At 62.9% G+C, this 25,166-nt stretch carries 8 protein-coding genes; all 8 read left to right on the forward strand.

The window, feature by feature from the left end; translation table 11 throughout:
- Positions 1 to 273 precede the first annotated feature (273 nt).
- On the forward strand, positions 274 to 6,765 hold the full coding sequence (gene pulA, locus EKN07_RS00585) for a pullulanase-type alpha-1,6-glucosidase (protein ID WP_126145407.1): 6,492 nt from the start codon (positions 274 to 276) through the stop codon (positions 6,763 to 6,765).
- Between the two features lie 206 nt (positions 6,766 to 6,971).
- Positions 6,972 to 8,627: a glucose-6-phosphate isomerase gene (pgi, locus tag EKN07_RS00590; RefSeq protein ID WP_126145408.1), complete on the forward strand. Its 1,656-nt coding sequence runs from the start codon at positions 6,972 to 6,974 to the stop codon at positions 8,625 to 8,627.
- Positions 8,628 to 8,962: 335 nt separating this feature from the next.
- On the forward strand, positions 8,963 to 9,952 hold the full coding sequence (locus EKN07_RS00595) for a malate dehydrogenase (protein ID WP_126145409.1): 990 nt from the start codon (positions 8,963 to 8,965) through the stop codon (positions 9,950 to 9,952).
- Between the two features lie 1,162 nt (positions 9,953 to 11,114).
- Positions 11,115 to 12,065, forward strand: a complete 951-nt coding sequence (locus EKN07_RS00600) for a biotin--[acetyl-CoA-carboxylase] ligase (protein ID WP_164505457.1) — start codon at positions 11,115 to 11,117, stop codon at positions 12,063 to 12,065.
- Positions 12,066 to 13,850, forward strand: a complete 1,785-nt coding sequence (locus EKN07_RS00605; RefSeq protein WP_126145410.1) for a biotin carboxylase N-terminal domain-containing protein — start codon at positions 12,066 to 12,068, stop codon at positions 13,848 to 13,850.
- 2 nt (positions 13,851 to 13,852) lie between these two features.
- Positions 13,853 to 15,460, forward strand: a complete 1,608-nt coding sequence (locus EKN07_RS00610) for an acyl-CoA carboxylase subunit beta (RefSeq protein WP_108715356.1) — start codon at positions 13,853 to 13,855, stop codon at positions 15,458 to 15,460.
- 110 nt (positions 15,461 to 15,570) lie between these two features.
- On the forward strand, positions 15,571 to 24,525 hold the full coding sequence (locus EKN07_RS00615; RefSeq protein ID WP_126145411.1) for a type I polyketide synthase: 8,955 nt from the start codon (positions 15,571 to 15,573) through the stop codon (positions 24,523 to 24,525).
- A 2-nt stretch (positions 24,526 to 24,527) separates the two neighbouring features.
- Positions 24,528 to 24,950 (forward strand): holo-ACP synthase, encoded by a 423-nt coding sequence (locus EKN07_RS00620; RefSeq protein ID WP_126145412.1) that lies wholly within the window; start codon positions 24,528 to 24,530, stop codon positions 24,948 to 24,950.
- Positions 24,951 to 25,166 lie beyond the last annotated feature (216 nt).

Here is a 25,166-nt window from a genome sequence, read left to right on the forward strand (position 1 = left end):
CGGTGTGCGCCCGCTAATCCGCCCCATGCGTCCCTCTTGTCCGTCCATCCACAGGTCGTTTTTTGCAGGATTCTCGATTGTGTCACAATGCGGTTTTGACCGAATATGCGTGAATCCACGGGTTTTACCTAGATGAGGGTTTACGTGACCTGTGCCATTTTTTGCAGACTTGAGGAAATCTGTTGCAGGGACGCGGACGCCCTTTTACTATCGTGCCCATATAGGGCCTACCGCTGCACGTAGCCGTGCTGGGTCCACGACCTGGAGGGAACAATGCACACCCGACGTATAACTGCACTGCTTGGAGCTGGCGCACTGACCGCCAGCGGCCTGATCGCGCTCCCCGGACTGCCGGCGGTGGCCGCAGATGGACCATACTCTCTAGCAGGGGATCTGCAAAGCGAGATTTCCACCTGCGCTGACTGGGATGAGAAGTGTACCGCTACCGAACTGACGGAGACCTCGGAGGGCATCTACGAATTCACTGCCACCGTGCCCGCAGGGTCGTGGGAGTACAAGATTGTCGGCGGACATTCCTGGAACAACTCGTGGGGTAACGGTGACGCTAACATGCCGATCACCGTGGCCGGAGATACACAAGTCACCTTCCAGTTCAACGCCACGACCAACAAGGTGGGAGTGGCGCTGGACCTGGGTGACACGTCTTACACACCCGCGGACGATGCGATTATCGCCGCGCCGGCTTCTCGCGGATCCGGCGAGAATTTCTACTTCGTTCTCACTGATCGTTTTGCCAACGGCGACAGTTCCAATGACACCGGCGGATTGGATAGCGATCCGCTGGTATCGGGGTACGACCCGACGAATAAGGGCTTCTATCAGGGCGGCGATATCGCCGGACTGCGCGAGAGGCTCGATTACATCGAGTCCCTGGGGACAACGGCCATCTGGTTGACGCCTTCCTTCAAGAACCAGCCCGTGCAGGGCAGCGGCAGCGATGCTTCGGCCGGATACCATGGCTACTGGGTGACCGACTTTACGCAGCTTGACCCTCATTTGGGTACCAATGACGAGTTCAAGGCCTTCATCGAGGATGCGCACTCGCGCGGCATCAAGGTGTACTTCGACATCATCGTCAACCACACCGCTGATCTCATCGAGTACGAGGGCGATTCGACGTCGTACGTCTCGCTAGCGGACTCGCCGTACAAGGATGCCGCGGGGCAGACCTTCGACCCGGCCGCAATTGCCGGAACGACCTTCCCAGAGCTTGACGCTGCCACGTCATTCCCCTATGTTCCGCAGCGGCAGGGCGACGTCGTCCCCGCTGAACTCAACGATGTGACGCTTTACCACAACCGTGGCAACTCCACCTGGTCGGGTGAGTCGGTGACCTACGGCGACTTCGACGGGCTGGACGACCTCATGACCGAGAATCCGGTGGTCGAGCAGACCTTTGAAGAGGTGTACAAGGCGTGGATGGACTTCGGGATCGACGGTTTCCGCATCGACACCGCCAAGCATGTGAACTTCCAGTTCTGGAAGGACTGGACTGCGGGGATATCCGAATACGCCGAGGCGACGAATCCAGACTTCTTCACCTTCGGAGAGGTCTACGACAATGCCGCAACCGACCGTGCTCCCTACGTGCGGCAAACCGATATGGGAGCTACCCTCGACTTCGGTTTCCAAGACTCGGTGAAGAACTACGCGAGCGGCTACACGGCGCAGTCACTAGCCGGTACCTTTGCCGCGGACGACTATTTCACGACCGCCACATCCAATGCAGGTGACATGCCGACTTTCTTGGGCAATCATGACATGGGCCGGATCGGATACCTCTTGAATTCCGCCGGGGCGGATCAGCCGGAGACACGAAGCGTACTTGCCCACGAAATCATGTTCCTTACCCGCGGCCAGCCGGTGGTCTACTACGGCGACGAGCAGGGATTCGCGGGAACCGGCAACGACAAGGATGCCCGGCAGTCGCTATTCGCCTCGCAGACCGCCGAATACCGGAACCAACAGCTGCTGGACGGTAGCACCTTCGGTGCCGGTGACCACTACGATCAGACGACGACGCTATACACAACGATTTCTGAAGTTGCCACGCTACGCTCCTCCACACCGGCTTTGCGTGTCGGCGCGCAGATCGAGCTTTACGCGGAGAAGGGCCCCGGAGTCTACGCCTTCTCGCGAGTGGACCGCGACGAGAAGATCGAGTACGTCGTCGCCGTTAACAACGCGACTTCTGCTTCCACGGCGACTTTCACAACGCTGACTCCGGGGGCCTCCTATACCGGGGTATATGGGACTGACGATAGTCTCACGGCCGACGCCGCAGGTCAGGTGACCGTCGCGGTGGCGCCTCTGTCCGCTGTTGTATTCCGGGCTGATCGGCAGGTTGCTGCCGCCGATCAGCAGGGCGTAGTGGTCACGCCGACGGCCGGTGAGGCTCTGACCGTGCAGGCGACCACCTTGGCGGGGCAGAACGTCAGTGAATCCCTGGTTCCGGTAACAGCCACTGTGCAGGATGATCATTGGGCGGAGACGACTTTTGCCTACCGGCTGGTGGGCACAAACGAGTGGACGAGCCTGGGAACGGCAACCGGTGATTCCCCGCGCGTCTTCCACGATGTCAGTGGCCTGAAAGAGGGAACACTCATCGAGTACCGGGCGATCTCGGTGGACGCCGAAGGGAAAGTGGCTGCCAATACCGGCTTCGGCTCGTTGGGTGTGAACCAATCGATTGGTGCGCAGGACTCCGGTAACGATAATACGACCGGCATGGTGAGCATCCCCGGTACGCACCAGCTTGCGCTGGGATGCACGGGCAACTGGCAGCCCGCCTGTGATCAGACCCAGCTGACCGCAGTGGCCGGAACCGACTGGTACAGCGGTACTTTTACCCTGCCGGCCGGTAACTACGAGTACAAGATCGCCCTCGGTGGTAGTTGGGATGTGAACTTTGGTGCGGGGGCCGTGCCAAATGGTGCGAATGTGGCTTACACGGTGGCCGCCGAGGGCCCGGTCACTTTCTATTACAACGCGAAGACTCACGAGTTCTTCAATACCGCCGAGCATCCGCCCTACACGGTGCCGGGCAATTTCAATGCGGCCGTGGGCTGTGCGCAGGACTGGGATCCTGCCTGCCTGGCAACACTGATGACGGATCCAGATGGGGACGGCATCTTCACCTTCTCCACGACGCGGCTTCCCGCCACGCCAATCGAGGCAAAGGTCTCCGAATCGCTGAGTTGGGATGTCGCCTATGGCCGAGATGGAAACGGAGCCGGTGGTTCTCCGAATTACCAGTTCGACGCGGTTCCTGCCGGTAAGCTCGCCGTGTTCACCTACAATCCCTCCACCCATATCCTCACACTTGAGGTAACCGATATACCGGTGGTGGGTGACGGGCAGGCCATCGGCTACTGGTTGGATGAGGAGACCCTCGCCTGGCCGGCCGATGTGGCCACCGATGGCGCCACCTACACGCTCTACTATGCGAAAAATGGGGGAATAACACGCCAGGGTGCCGACGTCTCGGGAGCTGACGGTAGTGTTGCCCTGCAGGTCAAGGCCGGAGGGTTGACAAGCGAACAGAAGGAACAGGATCCCTATCTGACCGCGAAATATACCTCGGCCCGCAAGGACTATGTGGCACTCACGCCCGAGGAACCGCTGGATAGAGACCTTATCGAGACCATTCTGACCGGTGAGATAGAGGTGTTGCAGGCCGATGCCAACGGCAATCCGGTTGCATTCACATCCCTGCAGACCGCACGCGTCCTCGATGCCCTTTACGCGCAGAAGGCCGCGCAGCGCGAGCAGGGAGTCTCCTTCCAGGGAAAGACGCCAACGCTTTCTCTCTGGGCACCGACGGCGCAGTCGGTAACACTGCGTCTGTATGACGATCTTTCCGCCGAGGGTGAGCCGCAGGAGCTGCCCATGGAGCGGCAGAGTGACGGATCCTGGACGATTACGGGTGAGGCTTCTTGGGCCAACCGGGCATATCTGTATGACGTGGAGGTATATGTTCCTCCGACGGCAATCACCGCCGGTGACGAGGCGCAGGAGGCCATCGCCGGCACAGTGGTTCATAACATTGTCACCGACCCCAACTCGGTGGGCCTGACGACCGACTCCAAGCAGTCCGTTATCGTGAACCTGGACGATCCGGAGGCCATGCCGGAGGTGTGGAGCGATACGGCGTCGCCGGTTATTGCCCAGTTCTCGGACCGTGCCATCCTCGAAATGCACGTGCGTGACTTCTCAATCGCGGATGAAACAGTTCCGGAGGCTCTACGCGGAACCTACGGAGCATTCGGCGTGTCCGATTCCGACGGGATGAAGGAGCTGCGGGAGCTATCAGATGCCGGAATGAACACCATCCATCTGCTTCCGACCTACGACATCGCCTCCATTCCGGAAGACAGGTCCGCGCAGGAAATCCCTCAGGTGCCAGAGGCCGCTGCCGATTCCTCCGAGCAACAAGAGGCCGTGATGGCCGTTGCCGACCAGGACGGATACAACTGGGGTTACGATCCCTTCCACTACACGACGCCGGAGGGATCCTACGCCAGTGACGGCAACCAGGATGGTGCTGCGCGCACTGCGGAATACCGCTCAATGGTGGGGCATCTGCACGCAGCCGGTTACCAGGTGGTGCTCGATGAGGTGTTCAACCACACCTATGCCTGCGGGCAGGATGAGACTTCGGTGTTCGAGAAGATCGTCCCCGGTTACTACCATCGGCTGGGCTATGCGGGGCAGACCCTGAACAGCCCGTGCTGTGCCGAATATGCGACCGAACATGCCATGGCGGAGGATCTCATGATCGATTCGCTGGTGACATGGGCGAAGGAATACAAGGTGGACGGCTTCCGTTTCGACCTCATGGAGTTCAACTCCGTGCAGTCCATGCAGAAGATCCGCGCTGCCCTTGATGAACTAACCCTGGCCGAAGATGGTGTGGACGGGAAGTCCATGTACCTGTACGGCGAGGGGTGGGCATTCGGCACCACCGCCGACGGTTCGCGGTTCGAGCCCTCCATCCAGGGTAGGCTCGGCGGCACCGGGATCGGAACCTTCAATGATCGCCTGCGCGACGCAGTGCATGGCGCCCAATCCGACGGTAAGAATGACACCCAGGGCTTCGGCAACGGCTTGTATACCGATCCGAACGGCATTGCCGGTGGTGACGCCGACCAGTTGCGCTTCTACACCGACACGATCCGAATCGGTCTGGCCGGTAATCTGAGCGATTTCACTATCACTGCCGCGGACGGGACCGAAAAGACCGGCGCCGAGATAACCTTCAACGGTGCCAGTGTTGGGTATGCCACCCAGCCGTATGAGTCGGTGAACTACGTTGACGCACACGATAATGAGACACTCTACGATCTCAACGTGTGGAAGATGCCGATGGGCTCCAGCATGGAGGACCGGGTGCGAATGAACACGCTGTCCCTGGCCACGGTTACCCTCGGACAGTCGCCCGTGTTCTGGCATGGCGGCACCGATCTATTGCGTAGTAAGTCACTGGACCGTAACTCCTACAACTCCGGTGACTGGTTCAATGCGATTGATTGGTCGGGGCAGACGAGTAACTTCGGCGTCGGCTTGCCTCCGGCACGCGATAATTCTCCGCGGTGGGACGCCATGCGGCCGTACCTTTCCAACGCGAATCTGGTGCCGGATGCGGCCGCCATGACGGCGTCGCATGAGCAGGCACTTGATCTGCTCCGCCTGCGTTCCAGTTCGGAGCTATTCACCTTGGACGACGCCGATCTGATTAAGGAGAAGGTGTCCTTCCCGAACGCCGGCCCCAATGCGACGCCCGGCCTGCTTGTAATGCGTATCGATGACACTGCGGGTGCCGATATCGATCCCGAACGTGATGGTCTGCTGGTTGTCTTTAATGCCTCGCCCAACGCGATCACGGAGGCGATCAATGGCATGGAGGGTACTGACCTCACACTGTCACAGATCCAACAGGATGGTGGTGACGAGGTCGTCAAGCAGACCGTGTGGGATAACGGCACAGTCACCATCCCCGGTCGCACCGTGGCGGTTCTTGAACAGAAGCAGACCGTCAACGGCTGCGAGGCCGAGGGGAACTGCACCTTCTTCTTGAGTTCTGAGGACCTCTCGATTACCGACATCATGTTCCACTTCGTAGAGGATGGCACACCTATTGCGGGAGACTGGGACGGTGACGGTAGCGACGAGGTCGGGTTCCGGATCGCTGGCAGCAACGAGTTCGTGCTGCGTGGCGACGACGGCGAATTGACACGCTTCCGTTTCGGGCGCAGCGGTGACGACGTGTTGGTCGGTGACTGGAACGGTGACGGGCGCGATACCATCTCCGTTCGCCGAGGTGCCACGATCTACATCAACAATGCGCTCAGCGGGGGAGCTGCCGAACAGAGCTTTATTTTCGGCCGCACTAGCGATGAGATTCTTGCCGGTGACTGGGACGGCGATGGGAAGGATACCGTTGCCGTGCGGCGAGCCAATGCATTCTATCTGCGCAACAGCCTGCAGGGCGGTAACGCTGACTGGAGTTACCACTACGGTCGGGCTGCCGACGAGGTGTTGGTGGGCAACTGGGACGGTGCCAGCGATGGCCCATGGGTGGCCGACACGGTTGCCCTGCGTCGCGGCAATCAGTACTACATCGCCAATTCCGCCGATGGTGGCCCCGCGGATGACGTCGTCGTCTACGGGGAGCCTTCGGATACCCCTCTCGCTGGTGACTGGAATGGCAACGGGACCGACACGCTCGGCGTCTACCGAAAATAGGTGTGTGCCTAACGGTTAAGACGTAGGAGGTGCGAGCCGGGCAATCGCCGGTGGCAGTGTGGTTCAGCCTGCCACCGGCGATTTGTATGCGAGGCGTTTACCCGTGGGGCTGCCGAGGGCGCCAATGCCGGATAGAATGGCTAGCGTGCCTGGCTATTACAACGACTGCCAGCCAGCCCGGATACCGACCAGATTGAGGATTGAGAATGAGCTCTCCGATTGACCCCACCCAGACTGCCGCCTGGCAGCGCCTCACCGAACTTGCGGCGTCTTACCGCCCCGATTTCCGCGCCGCATTCGCGGCCGATAGCCAGCGGGCGGAACGTTACAGTTTCACCGCCGCCGATCTGCATGTTGATCTTTCCAAGAACTACCTTGATGAGGAGGTCCTCTCCGCGCTGCTCGAACTGGCCGAGCAAGTCGGGGTGGAAAGCCGTCGCGATGCCATGTATGCCGGCGAACATATCAACGTCACTGAAGATCGGGCGGTGCTGCACACCGCACTACGGCGGCCGCGCACTGACCAGTTGGTTGTTGACGGGCAGGACGTTATTGCGGACGTTCACGGCGTACTCGATGCGATCTATTCATTCGCCCGGCGAATCCGCTCCGGCGAGTGGACCGGCGTAACGGGTAAGCCGCTGACAACCATCATCAATGTGGGGATCGGAGGCTCCGATCTCGGGCCGGTTATGACCTACGAGGCCCTCAAGCCCTACGTGCAGGAAGGGCTAGAGTGCCGATTCATCTCCAACATTGATCCGACAGATGTGGGGGAGACCCTCAAGGGCGTTGATCCGGAGACCGTTCTTTTCATCGTTGCCTCCAAGACGTTCACCACGCTGGAAACCATTACGAATGCCAAGGCGTGCCGCAGTTGGTTGCTGGAGCAACTCGCGGCGCGCGGTATTAGCGCCGACGACGCCGTCGCCCGGCACTTCGTCGCCGTATCCACGAACCTGGAGAAGGTGGCCGAGTTCGGCATCGATCCCGCCAACGCGTTCGGATTCTGGAACTGGGTGGGCGGACGCTATTCCGTGGACTCCGCTGTTGGAACCTCCCTCGCCATTGCCATCGGGCCGGAGAACTTCGCGGATTTCCTCGCCGGATTCCACGCCATGGACCTGCATTTCGCGCAAGCGCAGGCGGCGGAGAACGTGCCGCTGCTCATGGGGCTGCTCGGAGTGTGGTACTCCAACTTCCATGGGGCGGGCACACACGCCGTTCTGCCGTACTCGCAGTACCTGCATCGATTCCCCGCCTACCTGCAGCAGTTGACCATGGAGTCCAACGGCAAGCGGGTGCGCTGGGATGGTAGCGATGTAACGACGACGACCGGTGAGGTCTTCTGGGGCGAACCGGGCACCAATGGGCAGCACGCCTTCTATCAGCTGATTCACCAAGGCACGCAGCTCATTCCCGCCGACTTCATTGCCTTCGCCAACCCGACGTACGCGCTGCGGGACGGTGATTCCGATCAGCATGAGCTCTTCCTCGGTAATTTCTTCGCCCAGACGAAGGCGCTTGCCTTTGGGAAGACCGCCGACGAAGTCCGGGCGGAGGGCACCCCGGAGGAGATCGTCACCGCGCGTGTCTTCACCGGCAACAAGCCGACGACGTCGATTATGGCCCCGGCATTGACTCCGGCAGTGCTCGGCCAACTCATTGCCCTGTATGAGCACATCGTGTTCGTGGAGGGCTGCGTATGGGGTATCGATTCGTTCGACCAGTGGGGGGTGGAGCTCGGCAAGCAAATGGCGAAAGATCTGGCTCCGGCGATTGCCGGCGACACCGCCGCACTCGCCGAGCAGGACTCGTCAACGGCCGGTCTGATCGCCTACTACCGCGCGCATCGCAAATAAGGGAATCTCTGTGTGCGGAGTGCCGCTGGTGAAGACTCATAGGAGGCCCCAGTGGCGCGGCAGGATCCTACTGCTGAAACGCTGCGACTATTCGCATGCCCCGCGTGGCTCGGGGTATCGCCGCAGTGAGAATCGGGCTATTTCCGCCTGCAGTTCTGCGCAGAGGCGTGCCCCCTACCGCCTGCGGTGAGAATCCACATGCCGGTGCCCGCGGTCTTCTAGGTCTAAGGTGCCCGGACTAAATTAACCCCGCCGCATATGCTGGGATAGTCCGGGCATAGACCCCTCTTTTCTGGGCGGAGAGCCCGTTACGACAACCTACGAAGGAGAAATCCATGGCGAAAACGCCAGTCACTGTTACCGTTACCGGAGCGGCCGGAAATATCGGCTACGCTCTGCTTTTCCGCATCGCTTCCGGAGCCCTGTTGGGGCCGGACACTGCGGTTCGTTTGAACCTTCTGGAGATTCCGCAGGCGGTGAAGGCAGCCGAAGGAACGGCCATGGAGCTGAATGACGCCGCCTTCTCGCTGCTTGATTCCGTGAACGTGTACGACTCGGCCGACGCCGCCTTTGAGGGCGCGAATGTGGCGCTGCTGGTTGGAGCTCGTCCGCGTACACAGGGCATGGAACGAGCCGATCTGCTCGAAGCCAATGGCGGCATCTTCGGACCGCAGGGCAAGGCAATCAATGATCATGCCGCCGACGATGTTCGCGTTCTTGTGGTTGGAAACCCGGCCAATACGAACGCCGTCATTGCTATGAGCTCCGCTCCGGATGTGCCGAAGAGCCGCTTTACCGCCATGATGCGACTCGACCATAACCGCGCCATCTCCCAGTTGGCAGAGAAGACTGGGGCGAAGGTCAGCGATATTCGCAAGATGGTGGTCTGGGGTAATCATTCAGCTGACCAGTACCCGGATGTCTCTTACGCGACGGTGAGCGGCAAGCCCGCGGGTGAACTGGTGGACGCCGAGTGGCTGGAAAGCTACTTCGTTCCCACAGTTGCCAAGCGCGGAGCGGCGATTATCGAGGCGCGGGGAGCCTCGTCGGCGGCTTCTGCGGCCTCGGCTGCCATTGACCACGTGTACAGCTGGGTCAATGGCGTTCCGGAAGGTGACTGGGTGACTTCGGGAGTGTACAGCGACGGTTCGCACTACGGTGTGCCAGAAGGGCTGATCTTCGGATTCCCCTGCGTTTCGGTGGATGGCGAGTGGCAGATCGTTGATGACCTGGAGATCTCCGAGCGCACACGCGCTGGGATCGACCACAACGTTAAGGCCGCACAAGAAGAGCTGGAGGCCGTGCGCGCACTCGGTTTGATCTGAGTCGCGTGGAGCGAAGAACGGCCACTATCTTGGCCGTGATGCGGGATACCGTCCCGGTGGTGATGCAGGCGCGGTGGCGCCGCGCATTGCCCCCATCGCAGCGGTAGGTGCTCATATGCCCGCCCGAGCGTTGTCTCGGGCGGGCACTCGCATGTGGCCTCGTGGCGAGGCTAGATGTTGCACCCGTCGCCCGCCGCGTGTGGCTCGCCTGCCGCGTGTGGCAGGCAACGATGGGCCCTACCAGTCTTTCACGCTGCCGTCGAAGCCACGTTTGGCGGCGTTGCTGCCCCGGCTGTACGCCAGAGCCTGCCCGGGCAGTGGCGAGGCTGAGCGCAGTCGTGGCTTCCTTGTGAAATCGACCGTCGCCCGCTTGTGCAGTTGCAAGGCGGCGACTGCGCGTGCTTGTCGTGGCGGAGGGGACTGCACGCCCGGGTGTGGAGGGGCGGTGTACTCCCGCTTCAGACACCGCCACCTCCGCCGTTTGCCCACACCGGCGCCTGCCTACACTGGCTGTAGCGGGGTGGCGGAGCGAAACCGAGTGATTCCGACGGTCACCCGTCCGTTGTTGCTCGAGATTCTCCGGTTTATCTTCCATTCTCCGGGTTTTTCGCGGAAAACTGCGTAAAACCCGGAGAATTTGGATAGATGGGACAGGCTCGAAGGGGGCGATGAGCCGTACTTTGCACAGACGCGGGTAGGGTCGCTGGCATGGCCGATCCAACGAACCCGGGGTCACGGAATACTTCGTGCACAGGTGGAATCCGATTGCGGCGTCATGTCTCAGGCGTTTTGAGGAGAGCTTGCACACAACACTGCCGCTCCTTGCGCGGGGTCGCACCGGCAGTAAGCGCGTAGTACTCAAGCAGTTCCGAGCGTGGGATGCTGCGGGGCCCCACCCGCGCCAAAGATGCGCTTTTCAGCAGTGGCGCGGCGCAGAATCCATACCACTCCATAGGCGGCTGTTGCGAATCAGGCGATGGTATTGCCATGCCGCTTGCGCCGTTTGCCGTGGGCGAATGGGAACGCTTTGGCGCGCTGTTGGGAACAACACACCGCACGCTAGTTACTGTACGGTAGGGTAACTTACGATAACGTAAGTGTAACGGTGTGGGTGATGTCCGCGCAGAGAGAGTGCCGAGAGACGGCGCGAAAGGATGGCGAAATGGGCGAACTGAGTGCATGGGACCAAGCGGGACAACCGGAGGCGAGTCTGCCCCCGGCGCGCTTTCCACTCACTGGTGCACAGGCCGCCGTCTTATTCCACACCGAACTCACCGGATCCACTCAGGACGACTTAACTGCTTTGTGGGAAGCGGGCCGCATCCCGGATTTCACCGTAATGGTCGCCGACGACCAGACGGCCGGGCGAGGCCGCTCCGGCAGACGTTGGTTCTCGGCAGCCGGTCGTTCACTCCTGGTCTCCGTATTGGTGGAGGTTCCGGAGAGCATTGAAGAGCATGTCGCCTTACTGACCCTCATCGGTGCGGCAGCGGCCCGCAGCGCCATCAACATGTGCACAGGTAGAGACGCCGCACTGTTGTCATGGCCCAACGACGTCGTCGTCCGTGTACCGGAACCACGGAAGGTAGCCGGAGTCCTCGGTGAGTTCTGCGGTCGACGCGACGGCAAGATCGCCTGCGTTATCGGACTGGGCGCCAACCTGTCGCTGGAGGCCGAAGAGCTTCCCACTCCTACCTCGGCCTCGCTGGCAACCGCCGGGCTGCCAGTACCAACGCGGGACGAGCTGGCGGCTGCCTGGTTGCGCGGCCTACGCGAACGTATCGACGCCTTGATCGATACGGGAGACCCCGTCGCTTCCGGTCTGATCGAGGAGGCCAATGCCTGCTGCGAAACGCTGCGTCCAGGCGTCACGGTGGGGCGTCCACGCGCCACACCGCTGAACGGAACCGGACGTGCCATCCTGGCGGATGGGTCGCTCGACATGGTCACCGACGACGGGCCGGTGGTCGTCACCTCCGGCGAAGTCTCCCTGCTGGGACGAATGGAGCGTGCGGCATCGCCCGAGCAGCATACGCCGCCCATCGGCCAACGCGTTCCCCGGCATCACAAAGCAATCCAATGGTCTCAATCGAGTCGCGGCAAGGAGTCCTGAGTGTCAATTTCCCGTATTCTCATCGCCAATCGTTCGGAAATCGCCCTGCGGGTGATTCGCACCGCCGCCGATATGGGTATCGAATCGGTGGCCGTGTATTCCGACGGTGACCGTGGTGCGCAATTCGTCCGCCAGGCGGATTCTGCCTATGCCCTCGGAGGTACGGCATACGCCGAAAGCTACATGAACGGCGACAAACTCATAGATGCGGCCAAGCAGGCCGGTGCTGATGCCGTACATCCCGGATACGGGTTCCTCTCCGAGATCCCTGAATTCGCCTCCGCCGTCCAAGAGGCCGGCTTGACCTGGATCGGCCCGGCTCCGGATGTTCTGACCCGCCTCGGCGACAAGATCCAGGCCCGGCGCCTGGCCGAATCGGTGGACGTCAGCCCGGTTCCCGGCATCTCCGATCCGGTCTCCGGGCGGGAATCCGTTGCCGCATTCATAGCCGAGCACGGGTATCCGATTGTTACCAAGAAGGCCGACGGCGGCGGCGGCCGCGGCATCACCATCATTGAATCCGATGCGGATCTGGACCTCTTCTTCGCCGCTCACGGCACCGAGGCGGAAGGCTTCTTCGTGGAGCGCTTCATCCGCACCGCCCGGCACGTAGAAACACAGTGCGCACGGGATTCCCACGGCAACTTCGCCGTTATCTCAACGCGTGACTGCTCGGTGCAGCGCCGAAACCAAAAGCTCATCGAGGAAGCCCCCGCCCCCGGGTTGGGAGAGGAGACGGTGGCGACGCTGGTGGAGTGGTCGCATCGGCTCTTCGACGCCGTCGGGTACGTGGGGCTGGGAACATGTGAGTTCCTGGTCGAACCGGATGGGCGCGTGAACTTCCTCGAAGTCAACCCGCGCCTGCAGGTGGAGCACACGGTATCCGAGGAAGTCACCGGCCTCGACCTCGTTGCGGAGCAGATCCGAATTGCCTCCGGGCAGGAGTTATCGCAGGTGCCGACGCCGCGCGCTCATTCCTTCGAGTTCCGTATAACCTGCGAGGACCCGCGCCGTGGTCTGGTTCCGTCCACCGGCACTATTACGCGCCTGCGCTGGCCCCTCGGGCACGGGGTACGGATCGAATCGGGTGTCACGGAGGGCGATGCGGTCACCGCCGATTTCGACCCCATGCTGGCCAAGCTCATTGTGACGGCACCGACGCGTGAGGCCGCAATTGCCCGCTCCCGCCGAGTACTCGATGAATTGGTGCTGGAGGGCGTGCAAACCCCTGCCCGGCTGTACAGCGAAGTTATCGCCATGCCGGAGTTCGCGGGCGCCGCGCCGTCGACCCGCTGGTTTGAAGAAGAGGTGCTGCCGGGATACATCGCCCCGGCCGATGCCTCGGCAGGCGTCGCGGTGGATAACGCGCCAGCGGTGGCCGCTGCACCGGTGGAGGAACGTGCCAGTTTCGTCATCGAGGTGAATGGCCGACGCATGGAGCTGACCGTTCCTCGCTCAATGTTCAACACCGGCGGGCATTCGCGCACGCAGCAACCGTTGCGCAGCGCCAACCGTGCTCGCGCCGACGCGCGCAGCGGTGAGCTTGTGGATGCCGACGGCATGGTCAATTCACAGATCCAGGCCATTGTGGTACGCGTATGCGTCGAGGTCGGTGCCTCGGTCAACCGCGGCGATCTCCTCGTGGTCCTCGAGTCCATGAAGATGGAGAGCTACGTGCATGCCCCTTACGACGGTACTGTCACTGAAATCGCCGTGAGTGGTGGTCAAAACGTGTCCGCTTACCAGCCGCTTGTGCGTGTGGCGCGCAAGCAGGAAGGAGAATAATCATGACACTCACCAGTTTGCGTGGCCTGCCAGACGAGTCGCAGACCATTGACTCCACATCGCGTGTTATCAATCGAGCCGACTTTGCCGCCTACCAGCAGAGTCTCGCGGAAGGCGCCGAGGAGAAAGCGCGAAAGCGCCAGCATGCCAAGGAGAAAAACACCGCGCGGGAGCGTATCGGTCTGTTGCTCGACCCCGAGTCTTTCACCGAAATAGGGCAGTTCGTCGGCGGTAACATGGCCGAGGGCTTCACCGGGGCAGCGGTGGTGACCGGTATCGGAACCGTCGGGGGAGAACCGGTCGCGGTTTATGCACAGGACTTCTCGATCTCCGGCGGAACGCTCGGCCAGGCCGAGGGAGACAAAATCATCTCCCTCATGGACAAGGCGTTAGAGCTACGCATCCCGATCGTCGCCATGCTCGATTCGGGTGGCGCCCGCATCCAGGAGGGCGTGGTGGCACTGAGCCAGTACGGTCGTATCTTCCGAAAGACATGCGAGGCATCCGGTGTGATTCCGCAGGTCTCGGTGATCCTTGGGCCGTGTGCCGGCGGTGCCGTCTACTGCCCGGCCCTGACGGATTTCATTGTGATGACACGCGATCATTCGCATATGTTCGTCACCGGCCCCGACGTAGTGCGGGCCACAACGGGCGAAGATGTCAGCTTCGAAGACCTGGGTGGCGCACAGGTGCACAACTTCCAGTCTGGCGTGGCTCACTACCTCGCCGAGGATGAGGCGGACGCCCTGGACTACACGCGTACGCTGCTCACTTATCTGCCGCAGAATTGCGATGCACCTACCCGCCACTGGGATTACACGGACGGGCCACAGGCTGCCGTCGACGCAGCCGGGCTGGCCGGTTTGGTTCCCGAGTCCTCCAAGCAGCCATACGACATGGTGGAAGTGATACGCCACCTGGTCGATTACGGTGAATTCGTCCAGGTGCAGGAGTATTTCGCCCCCTCTATCGTCGTCGGCTTCGCGGCACTGGCGGGAGAATCCATCGGAATCGTTGCGAACCAGCCACTGCACGAGGCGGGCACGCTTGACGTTGATGCCTCGGAGAAGGCGGGCCGCTTCGTCCAGTTCTGCGACGCCTTCAACGTTCCCGTCGTCACGCTGGTGGACGTGCCGGGTTACCGGCCCGGCACCGAGCAGGAACAAGCGGGCATCATCCGCCGCGGTGCCAAGCTGATCTGGGCGTACGCGAACGCCTCAGTCCCGCTCGTTACAGTCGTGCTCCGCAAGGCGTACGGTGGTGCGTACATCGTTATGGGATCCAAGGCAATCGGTGGAGACATGAACTTCGCCTGGCCGGGCGCCGAGATTGCCGTATTGGGCGCCGACGGCGCGGTGGCGATCACCGGACGGCGGCAACTCAAACAGGCCGCCGCCGAGGGTCGGGATGTAGAGGCCCTGCGCAAGGAGCTCGCCGACAAATACACCCGGGAGAACGTCAACCCGTATCTCTCGGTTGCCAGCGGAGAGCTCGACGCGATTATCACACCCGAATCCACACGATCCACCATCGTTTCCGCACTACGCGTTCTGCGCACGAAGGACCGCTCGCATCCCGGTACCCGCCGCCACGGGAATATGCCCATGTGAGTAACGCCCGGCCCGAAGCGCTTCTCCCAATGCGCGCGTCGCGCCGAGCCACCGACCTATCCACGCCATTATTCGAAGTTTGTTCTACCGAGAACATCAGAAAGTTGATTATGTCCCCCGTTATTGATGAACTCCGCTCCTCCAGCCCGTGGGTCCTGCAGTTCGCAGGGCAGTCCTCGCCGTGGCGCCGGGAACTCAATGAGCTCCTGGAAGATCCGCGCGTATTGGCCTCGCTCACGGCATTGGACGTGCAAGCGGAAGAACTGCTTGCCCCCGTCCTGCCCGAGCTGACCGTCATTGGTGCAGGCCGCCTCGACCTGCTCGGCCGCCGCGGTCCCGCCGCGAACACCAGCGCGGCTATCGCGTCGGTGCCGGGCGTGCTCTTGGCACAGTACGGCGCCTATCTTGATGTAGAGGACGCGCTGGCCGGGGCCGAGCCCACTGCTGTTATTGGACACTCGCAGGGGATCCTCGCCGCAGCGATGATCTCGTCCGAGAAGCCAGCCGGAGTTCTGGCACTGGCACGAATTATCGGTGCAGCGGCCACGCGGGTGACCCGTGAAGTTGGCGCTTCCCGCGTCGGCGAGATGACGCCGATGCTCTCAATACGCGGTGTTCCGCGTCCGGTGCTTGCCGATATCCTCGCCGCGGAGGGCTTGGAGATCGCCATTGCAAACTCGCATACATCGGCGGTTGTCTCGGGTATTCCCGCCCGCTTGGCGGCACTGGTTGAAACCCTGGAACAGCGGGCGGCCGCGTCGCGTCAGGAGCGCGAGGCAAAGCGTACCGGTGGCGCGCCACTGGCACCCATTTGCGAGTTCCTCGACGTCGATACCCCATTCCACTCCCAGCTTCTTGCAGATGCCCTGCGAATTGCCGACGAGTGGATTTCGCGGTGCGATCTTGGCGTTGCAAATGCTCACGAGCTGGCCAGTGCGGTTCTGATCGACCCGCTCGCCTGGGATGACGAGGTCGCTGTTGCAGTGGCGAAACTCGAGACGCCCGGCGGCGGCTACGTCATTGATTTGGGCCCCGGTTCTTTGCAGCGTCTGACCTTGGAGAACTTGGCGGGCAGCGGAGTGACATACGTGGATGCGGGCACCGCTCCGGCGCGCGACCAGCTGGTGCGGGGAATGGCGCGTGCCACCACCACGCAGGACTGGTCCGATTACGCCCCGCAACTGCGCACGGTGGGAGGACGAAAGGTTCTCGACACTGCGTTCTCGCGGCTCACCGGCCGTTCGCCGGTAATGCTGGGCGGCATGACTCCGACCACTGTCGATCCCGAGATCGTGGCGGCCGCCGCCAATGCGGGGCACTGGGTGGAGCTGGCCGGTGGCGGCCAGTCCACCGAGGAGATTCTCACCTCGCATATCGCCGGGCTGAAGGAGCAACTGGAGCCCGGGCGGGCAGCGCAGTTCAACGCCATGTTCCTCGACCGCTACTTGTGGGATCTGCATTTCGGAGGGCGCCGACTCGTCTCACGCGAGCGTGCCGCGGGTGCCCCGCTGGACGGCGTCGTCATCTCCGCGGGCATTCCGGATCTCGACGAGGCGCTGGAACTCATCGCTCGTCTGCGTGGCGAGGGGTTCCCATACGTCGCTTTCAAACCGGGAACTGTTGCCCAAATTCGGCAGGTGGTGACCATCGCGAAAGAATGTGAGGGTATGCCGCTGCTCATGATGGTGGAAGACGGACACGCCGGTGGTCACCACTCGTGGGAGGACCTCGATGACCTGCTGTTGGCGACTTATCGCGAGGTCCGTGATGCCGGAGTGGTGCTGGCTGTCGGCGGTGGACTGGGTGTTCCCGAGCGCGCCGCCGCCTACCTGACCGGCGAATGGTCGAAGACACACGGCATGCGCCCCATGCCCGTGGACGCCGTCTTCATTGGCACGGCCGCCATGACCGCTCGCGAAGCGAAGACGAACCGGGATGTCAAGGAACTGTTGGTTTCCGTTCCCGGTGTACAGGAGTCCGATGGCGGCGGCTGGATCGCCTCTGGAGCCGTGCGCGGTGGAATGACCTCGGGTCTGTCGCAGCTACATGCGGACATCTATCAGGTTGAGAACTCGGCCTCTGTTGCCGGGCGCCTGCTGGTAGAGGTGGACGGCGACGCGGACGCCATCGCCGCGCGCCGCGACGAGATCATCGAGGCGCTTGACCGTACCGCCAAGCCCTACTTCGGTGACCTGGAGGACATGACCTATGAGGATGTCCTGCGCCGTTACGTCAACCTCAGCTATCCGTGGACCGACGGTGCCCAGCTCACCCGGCTGTATGAGCTACTGCAGCGGACCGAGGCACGGCTCTGCCCACCCGATCACGGCCCGTGGGAGACGATGTTCCCCACCGAAGACTCGATCACGGAGCCGCACGCTGCCATTGACCGCCTTGTTGAGACCTTCCCAGCGGCCTCCAGCACCCGACTTGCGCCAAGTGACGCCGCCTGGTTCATTTCGCTGTGCCGCAAGTACCCGAAGCCGGTGCCCTTCGTGCCGGTGATCGGCACGGATGTCCTACAGTGGTGGGGCGGGGACTCACTGTGGCAGTCACAGGATCCTCGCTACACGGCCGATCAAGTGCGAATCATTCCTGGCCCGGTGTCCGCCGCCGGAATCACCGGCGTGGACGAGCCGGTGGCCGATATTCTCGCCCGCTATGAGGATGCCGCTGTTGCACGCGTGACCGGTGAGGCTCCCGAGGCGTTCTCACGGCTCGCCCAAACTCGCGACGAGTATCTGCGCACCGTGCCCAACCTCATGTGGCACGGGCATCTCACTGCCAATCCAGCTGTTGCCATCGCGCAGGCGGAGATTCATGACACTCCTGCGGGACTCGAACTGTATCTGCCGCTAGACACCATGTGGGAGGGGACCGGTGCCAACCAGCACGTCGTCGACCATATGCGTATTCCACTGATCATGCCGGATTCGGTTGCCGACGGCGGAGTACCGGTGGTGGACGAGTCTCGCCTGGAAGGAGCGATGCGCGAACTGTTGGCGGCCATGGCCGGAGTGGGCTCCCAAACCATCGGCGGAACGCCGATCAGCGAGTTCCCGGCGATTGACGAGAACGGTGAGGCCCATTTTAGCTTCGCCGTGAATCCGTCGATCAGCAGCCTGCACGCAGGAGTAACGGCACCGGGAAGCCAAACCAGCGTTCCCTCGGCACTGCTAGGCTCCTGCTGGCCAACCATCTACGCCGCAATTGGTTCCGGACAGGCCGGCGGTTACCCTGTGATCGAAGGACTTCTCAACGCTGTTCACCTGGATCACTCCGAGCTGCTTCACGTCAGCCTGGACGAGATCTACGCCGCAGGCGAGCTCACCGCGCACTCCCGTTGCTCGGATATAGCCGAGTCGGCCTCCGGGCGCGTTGTCACCATTTCGACGCGTGTCACCACGGCCACGGGTGAGACCGTTCTGGAGTTCACTGATCGTTTCGCCATGCGCGGGCGGGCCACAACCACGAACCAGCCCGCAGACCCGGCGCCACGCGGCGGAATTGAGCGTGACGTGGTGGATACGCCGCGGTCACTGCTCTCGCGTACCCGTGTGACCGCCCCGACCGACATGACGGCATTCGCCATTGTCTCCGGCGATTTCAACCCGATTCACACCTCTGCACGAGCCGCCCGCGTGGCGGGAATGGATGCCCCGCTGGTGCATGGCATGTGGCTCTGCGCGGCCGCCCAGCACGCCGTTGCCAGCGTGGATGTCGGTGCCATCACCGGGTGGACCTACCGCATGTACGGCATGGTGGCGCTCAACGACGAGGTGGAGATCTCGGTGGAGCGCGTCGGGCGTCTGCGCGAAGGAGGCCTCGCACTAGAGGTGACCTGCCGCATCGATGGTGAAATCGTCTCTCAGGCCAGCGCCTCTGTTGCCGCCCCACTAACCGCCTACGTGTTCCCTGGTCAGGGCATTCAGGCGCAGGGAATGACATTGGATGAGCGCGCCGCCTCTCCCGCCGCGCGTGACGTGTGGGAACGCGCAGATGCGCATACGCGCAAGGCGCTCGGTTTCTCCATCCTGGCGGTTGTTCGCGACAATCCGCGCGAACTGACCGCCCAGGGCACCGTGTATCGCCACCCCGATGGTGTACTGAATCTGACCCAGTTCACCCAGGTCGCGCTGGCCACGGTTGCCTTCGCACAGACGGCACGCCTGGCGGAACAAGGGGCGCTGGTTTCGGGCGCCTATTTCGCCGGGCATTCCCTGGGCGAATACAACGCCTTGTCCGCCTATGCCGGAATCTTCACCCTGGAGAATGTGCTGGAGATCGTGTTCCACCGCGGTTCCACCATGCACCACCTCGTACCGCGCGACGCGGAGGGGCGCTCCAACTATCGCCTCGGCGCACTTCGCCCCAACCAGTTCGGTGTGGGCGACGACGGCGTCGTCGATTACGTCGCCTCTGTATCCGAAGCCACCGGGGAATTCCTCGAAGTAGTGAACTTCAACCTGGCCGGCCAGCAGTATTCGGTGGCGGGAACCGTTGCCGGGCTAGAGGCTCTCGCCAAGGATGCGGGGGAGCGTGCTCGTGCCGCCGGTGGCAAGCGTCCCTTCATGCTGGTCCCCGGCATTGACGTGCCGTTCCATTCCTCGGTGCTGCGCGTCGGCGTGCCCGATTTCCGTAACCTCCTGGAACGGTTGCTGCCGCAGCAGATCAACCTGAACGTGTTGGTGGGGCGGTACATTCCGAATCTCGTGGCGCGGCCGTTTGAGCTGAGCCGTGATTTCACGGCCGCCATGCTGCAGGTGGTTCCATCGGATACTGTGCGCGAATTACACGAGCATTTCGACGAGCGCATGACAGACCCGATGGAGGTCGGCCGCACGCTACTTATTGAATTGCTCGCCTGGCAGTTCGCCTCTCCGGTTCGCTGGATCGAAACGCAGGATCTGCTGCTGGATTCCGGCGTGGACGAGATCGTTGAGGTCGGCTTGGCGGCATCACCCACGTTGGCGAACCTTGCTGCGCGAACACTCGCTCTGCCCGAGCATGCGAGCGCTTCCGCCACAGTTCTCAACGTGCAGCGTGACTCGAAGAGGGTACTGCGCGAGGACGTGACGGCTCCGGTTGTGGATGAAGCCGCACCGGTAACCGAGGCGGATGCCGCCCCGAGCGAACCGGTGGCCGAGTCCGCTGAGACGACGGCGAGTACCGCGCCGGCGGCGGCGGTTTCTGTGGCCTCCCCGGCCGCTGCTCCGGCGGCAGGACCGGCGGCGGACCTGCCTTTCACTGCCGCCGACGGACTGCGGATTCTCCTCGCGCAGCAGACGAAGTTGCGGCTGGACCAAATGACCGATGCGGACAGTGTCGAGACGCTGACGAACGGCGTTTCCTCCAAGCGCAACCAGGTACTAATGGATCTGACGGCCGAATTCGAGCTCGCCGCGCTCGATGGGGCGGCGGAGGCGCCGCTCGCTACTCTGTCCACCCAGGTGGATGCACAGGCGCATGGCTACAAGCCCTTCGGTCCGGTGCTCAGCGAGGCGATCGGAAGCCGCCTGCGTTCTCTCGCCGGTGGCAGCGGTGCAAAGCCTGGCCGCATCACGGAGCGGATCGAGAACGTGTGGCAGCTCGGCTCCGGATGGGTGGCGCACGTCAGTGCCGCTTTGCTACTCGGCACACGAGACGGCAAGTCGCTGCGTGGCGGCGACTTGGCGAACCTTGACAACACCGCTCCCGCGAACACCGGAGAGCTGGAGGCATTGATCGATGCCGCCGTCGCCGAGGTTGCTGCGGAGCATGGCGTAACCGTGGCTATTCCCAGTGCGGGCGGTGCCAGCGGCGCCGTCGTCGACTCTGCCGCGTTGGATGCCTTCTCGGAGCAGATCACCGGCGTTCTAGCCGATACTGCACGCGATCTTCTTGATCGTCTCGGGCAGGCACCCGCCGCGGTGCAGGAAGCCACGGACGATTCCGGCGCACTGCGCGACGCCATCGAGGCCGAACTCGGCAGCGGCTGGGAGGCATTTGTCACCCCCGCCTTCGAAGCGGCACGAGCCGTCCGTCTGGCCGACCGATGGGCCACTGCCCGCGAGGACGTGGCACGTATTGTCGCGGGGCAGGATGTCACGGCGAACTTCGTAGGCGTCGGCGAGGAAGTCGCCCGGCAGGCGCGCTGGCAGGCACGGCGGCACCCCGAACTGGCTGATCGGCTGGAAGAAATTGCCGACCAGGCGGTTTCCACCGAGGCGGGAGCCTTCTCCGGGCAGATCGCCGTCGTCACCGGAATGACCGCGAATTCAATTGCCGGAGGCGTGGTCGCCGGGCTTCTTGCCGGTGGGGCGACAGTAGTGGCCACGGCCTCCCGAATCGATACCGCCCGCCTCACCTTCGCGAAGGAACTGTACCGCAGCAGCGCTCGCGGCGACGCCGAGCTGTGGCTCGTACCGGCCAATCTGGCCAGCTTCCGTGATATTGATGCGCTGGTCCAGTGGATCGGTAACGAGCAGCGGGAGACGGTGGGCGCCACCTCCAAGCTGGTCAAGCCCGCTTTCGTGCCCGATATGCTCTTCCCCTTCGCTGCCCCGCCGGTACGCGGCATGCTGACCGACGCCGGGCCAGAGGCGGAGAATCAGGCCCGTGTGCTGCTATGGGGGGTGGAGCGTCTGCTCGGCGCGCTGTCTGCTCTCAGCGTGGACACGAACCTCGAGCACCGGCTTCATGTGGTGCTTCCCGGATCCCCCAACCGCGGTACCTTCGGCGGAGACGGTGCCTATGGCGAGGTGAAAGCGGCATTCGACGCCATTATGAACAAGTGGCAAACGGAGCCGTGGGGCCGTAACACGTCACTGGCACGGGCCGTTATCGGTTGGGTGCGCAGCACCGGGCTGATGGGGCACAATGATCCGCTTGTCGCGGCCGTTGAGGCCGCCGGTGTCCACACCTGGAGCACCACGGAGATCGCGCAGAAGCTACTCGAACTGTGCACGCTGCAGGCACGCGCGGAGGCGGCCGCTGCGCCCATCGAGGCCGATCTGACCGGCGGCCTGGATAAGGTCGACCTACGCGAGCTGCGCGCGGCGGCGCAACCCGAGCTTTCAGCAGAGGAACTGGCCCCTGCGCCGACCATTGGCGCGCTACCGGCGCCCGCCGATCCACGCCTGGCAAGTTATGATCCAGCCGACTGGGAGGCCGTGACGGCCCGTCCGGAAGACATGGTGGTGGTTGTCGGTGTTGGCGAGGTGGGACCGTGGGGTTCCTCGCGCACCCGTTTGGAGGCGGAGCTTGGCATCCGCTCCGACGGCGAGGTTGACTTGACCGCTGCCGGCGTACTGGAACTGGCGTGGATGATGAGCCTGCTGACCTGGCACGAGACTCCGCAGCCGGGCTGGTACGACACGAATGACACACTGGTGGACGAGGCCGATATCTGGGACCGTTATCGCGACGAAGTCGTGGCGCGGTGCGGTGTTCGAGCTTTTGTCGACGACGGCCCGCTGGCCGATCTCGGCATGGTCGACATTGCTCCGGTGCATCTCAGCTCGGATGTCACCTTCCCGGTGGCCGATGAGGCGCAGGCGCGTGCCCACGTCCAGGCCGATCCGGATTTCACCTCCTGCAGCGAGCAGGACGGTGAATGGCTGGTGACCCGCCGCGCCGGCGCGCTGACATACGTGCCGCGCCGCACAACCCTCAGCCGCTACGTCGGTGGCCAGTTCCCGACCGGCTTCGATCCCTCGCATTGGGGATTCCCGGCATCCATGACGGAGTCCATGGATCGCATGGCAGTATGGAACATGCTCACAACAGTGGATGCCTTCATCGGGGCCGGATTCTCCCCGGCGGAGCTACTGGCGGCGATTCACCCGGCAGAGGTGGCCAACACACAGGGAACGGGCTTCGGTGGCATGACCTCCATGCGCCAGCTGTACGTTGACCGTTTTATCGGTAACGAATATCCACAGGATATTTTGCAGGAGACGTTGCCAAATGTGGTGGCGGCGCATACCATGCAAAGCTTCGTCGGCGGATACGGATCGATGATTCATCCGGTCGGCGCATGCGCAACTGCGGCTGTTTCCGTGGAAGAAGGATTCGACAAGATCGTTGCCGGCAAGGCCACCTTCGTGGTGGCGGGTGCCATTGACGATTTGCAGGTGGAATCCCTGGTCGGCTTCGGCTCGATGAATGCCACCGCAGAATCCGCCGCCATGAAGGCGAAGGGGATCCCGGATCGTTTCTTCTCCCGTGCGGGAGATCTGCGCCGTGGAGGATTCGTGGAATCGCAGGGCGGAGGCACTGTGCTGCTTGCTCGTGGTGACCTCGCCCGCGACCTCGGATTGCCGGTGCTTGGAGTTGTCGGTTTCATCCACTCCTACGCCGATGGCATCAACACGTCCATCCCTGCCCCCGGCATAGGAGCACTGGCAGCCGGACGTGGTGGCACCAACTCGCCCTTGGTACGTAGCCTGGCACCGCTCGGAGTCGGTGCGGACGATATTGCGGTGGTGTCCAAGCATGACACCTCCACCAATGCGAACGACCCGAACGAGGCGGAACTGCATGCCAACCTGGCGCGCGCCATCGGACGCAGCGAGGGCAACCCGTTGTACGTCATTTCGCAGAAGACCCTCACAGGTCATTCGAAGGGTGGTGCGGCGCTCTTCCAGATGTCAGGACTCATGCAGTTGTTCGTGAACGGTGTGATTCCGGCCAACAAGGCACTGGACTGCCTGGATCCGGCTTTCGCCGACGACGACTTCCTCGTCTGGTTGCGCGAGCCGCTGCGAGTGGGAACCGTGAAGGCGTCGCTGCTGACATCGCTTGGATTCGGGCATGTCTCCGCCTTGATGGCGCTGGTACATCCCGGTGCGTTCCAGCGCGCCGTTGAACGTAGTGACGGTGAGGAAGCAGCTGCGTCGTGGCGCGATAGGGCGGAGAATCGCCTGGCTGCCGGAGCACGGCAACTTGCGGCCGGCATGATCGGGCATGCACCGCTCTTCACGGAAGTGGATGGTCGCCGCTTCAGCGACGACGATGCCCACGCCGAGGAGATAGCCATGCTTCTGGATGAGAACGCGCGCTTGAGCGAGGACGGGCGGTACTGAGGATGATCCTCGGTACCGGGGTCGATGTCGTCGACATCGCCTCCTTCGCCGCGCAGCTCGCCGAGCCGGGCACGCGCTTTGAGAAGGTCTTCACCGCCAGAGAACGGCGGGCGGCGCACGAACGCGCCGCCCGCCGCGGCGGCTCCGAGGGAGCTGTGGCCGAGCATCTTGCTGCACGATGGGCGGCGAAGGAGGCCTTTGTCAAGGCCTGGTCGGCGGCACTGTATGGCAGTGCGCCGCCTCTGCCGGAGACGGTGTGGTCGCAGATTGAAGTGGTCGGCGACCAGTGGGACCGCCCCGGCCTGCGCTTGTACGGCGCTGTGGAGGAGGAATTCGCGGCGCTAGGGGAGACCCGCCTGCACCTCTCGCTGTCCCACGATGGCCCGGTGGCGGTGGCCTTCGTCGTCGTCGACGGGAGCGCGTAGTCCGAAAACCCTCGGTGCGGGATTAGACGAGCGGGCTGCCTGGCTGATTCACAGAGGAGCCGAAGTGGCCATGGCGTGGGGCCTCGCTGGGCGGTAGCGGACGATGGAGCTCGGGGGAGAGTCCGGCCCAGAGCGTGAAGCCGAGAGTGTGGAGCCCGGTATCCCGCCAGTTGAACGCCGCCGAGTCCGCTCAATGCCTGCGGTACTCTGGTCATG

This window comes from Actinobaculum sp. 352 (genome assembly GCF_003957265.1).
In the GTDB taxonomy this organism is placed as follows: Bacteria; Actinomycetota; Actinomycetes; order Actinomycetales; family Actinomycetaceae; genus Asp313.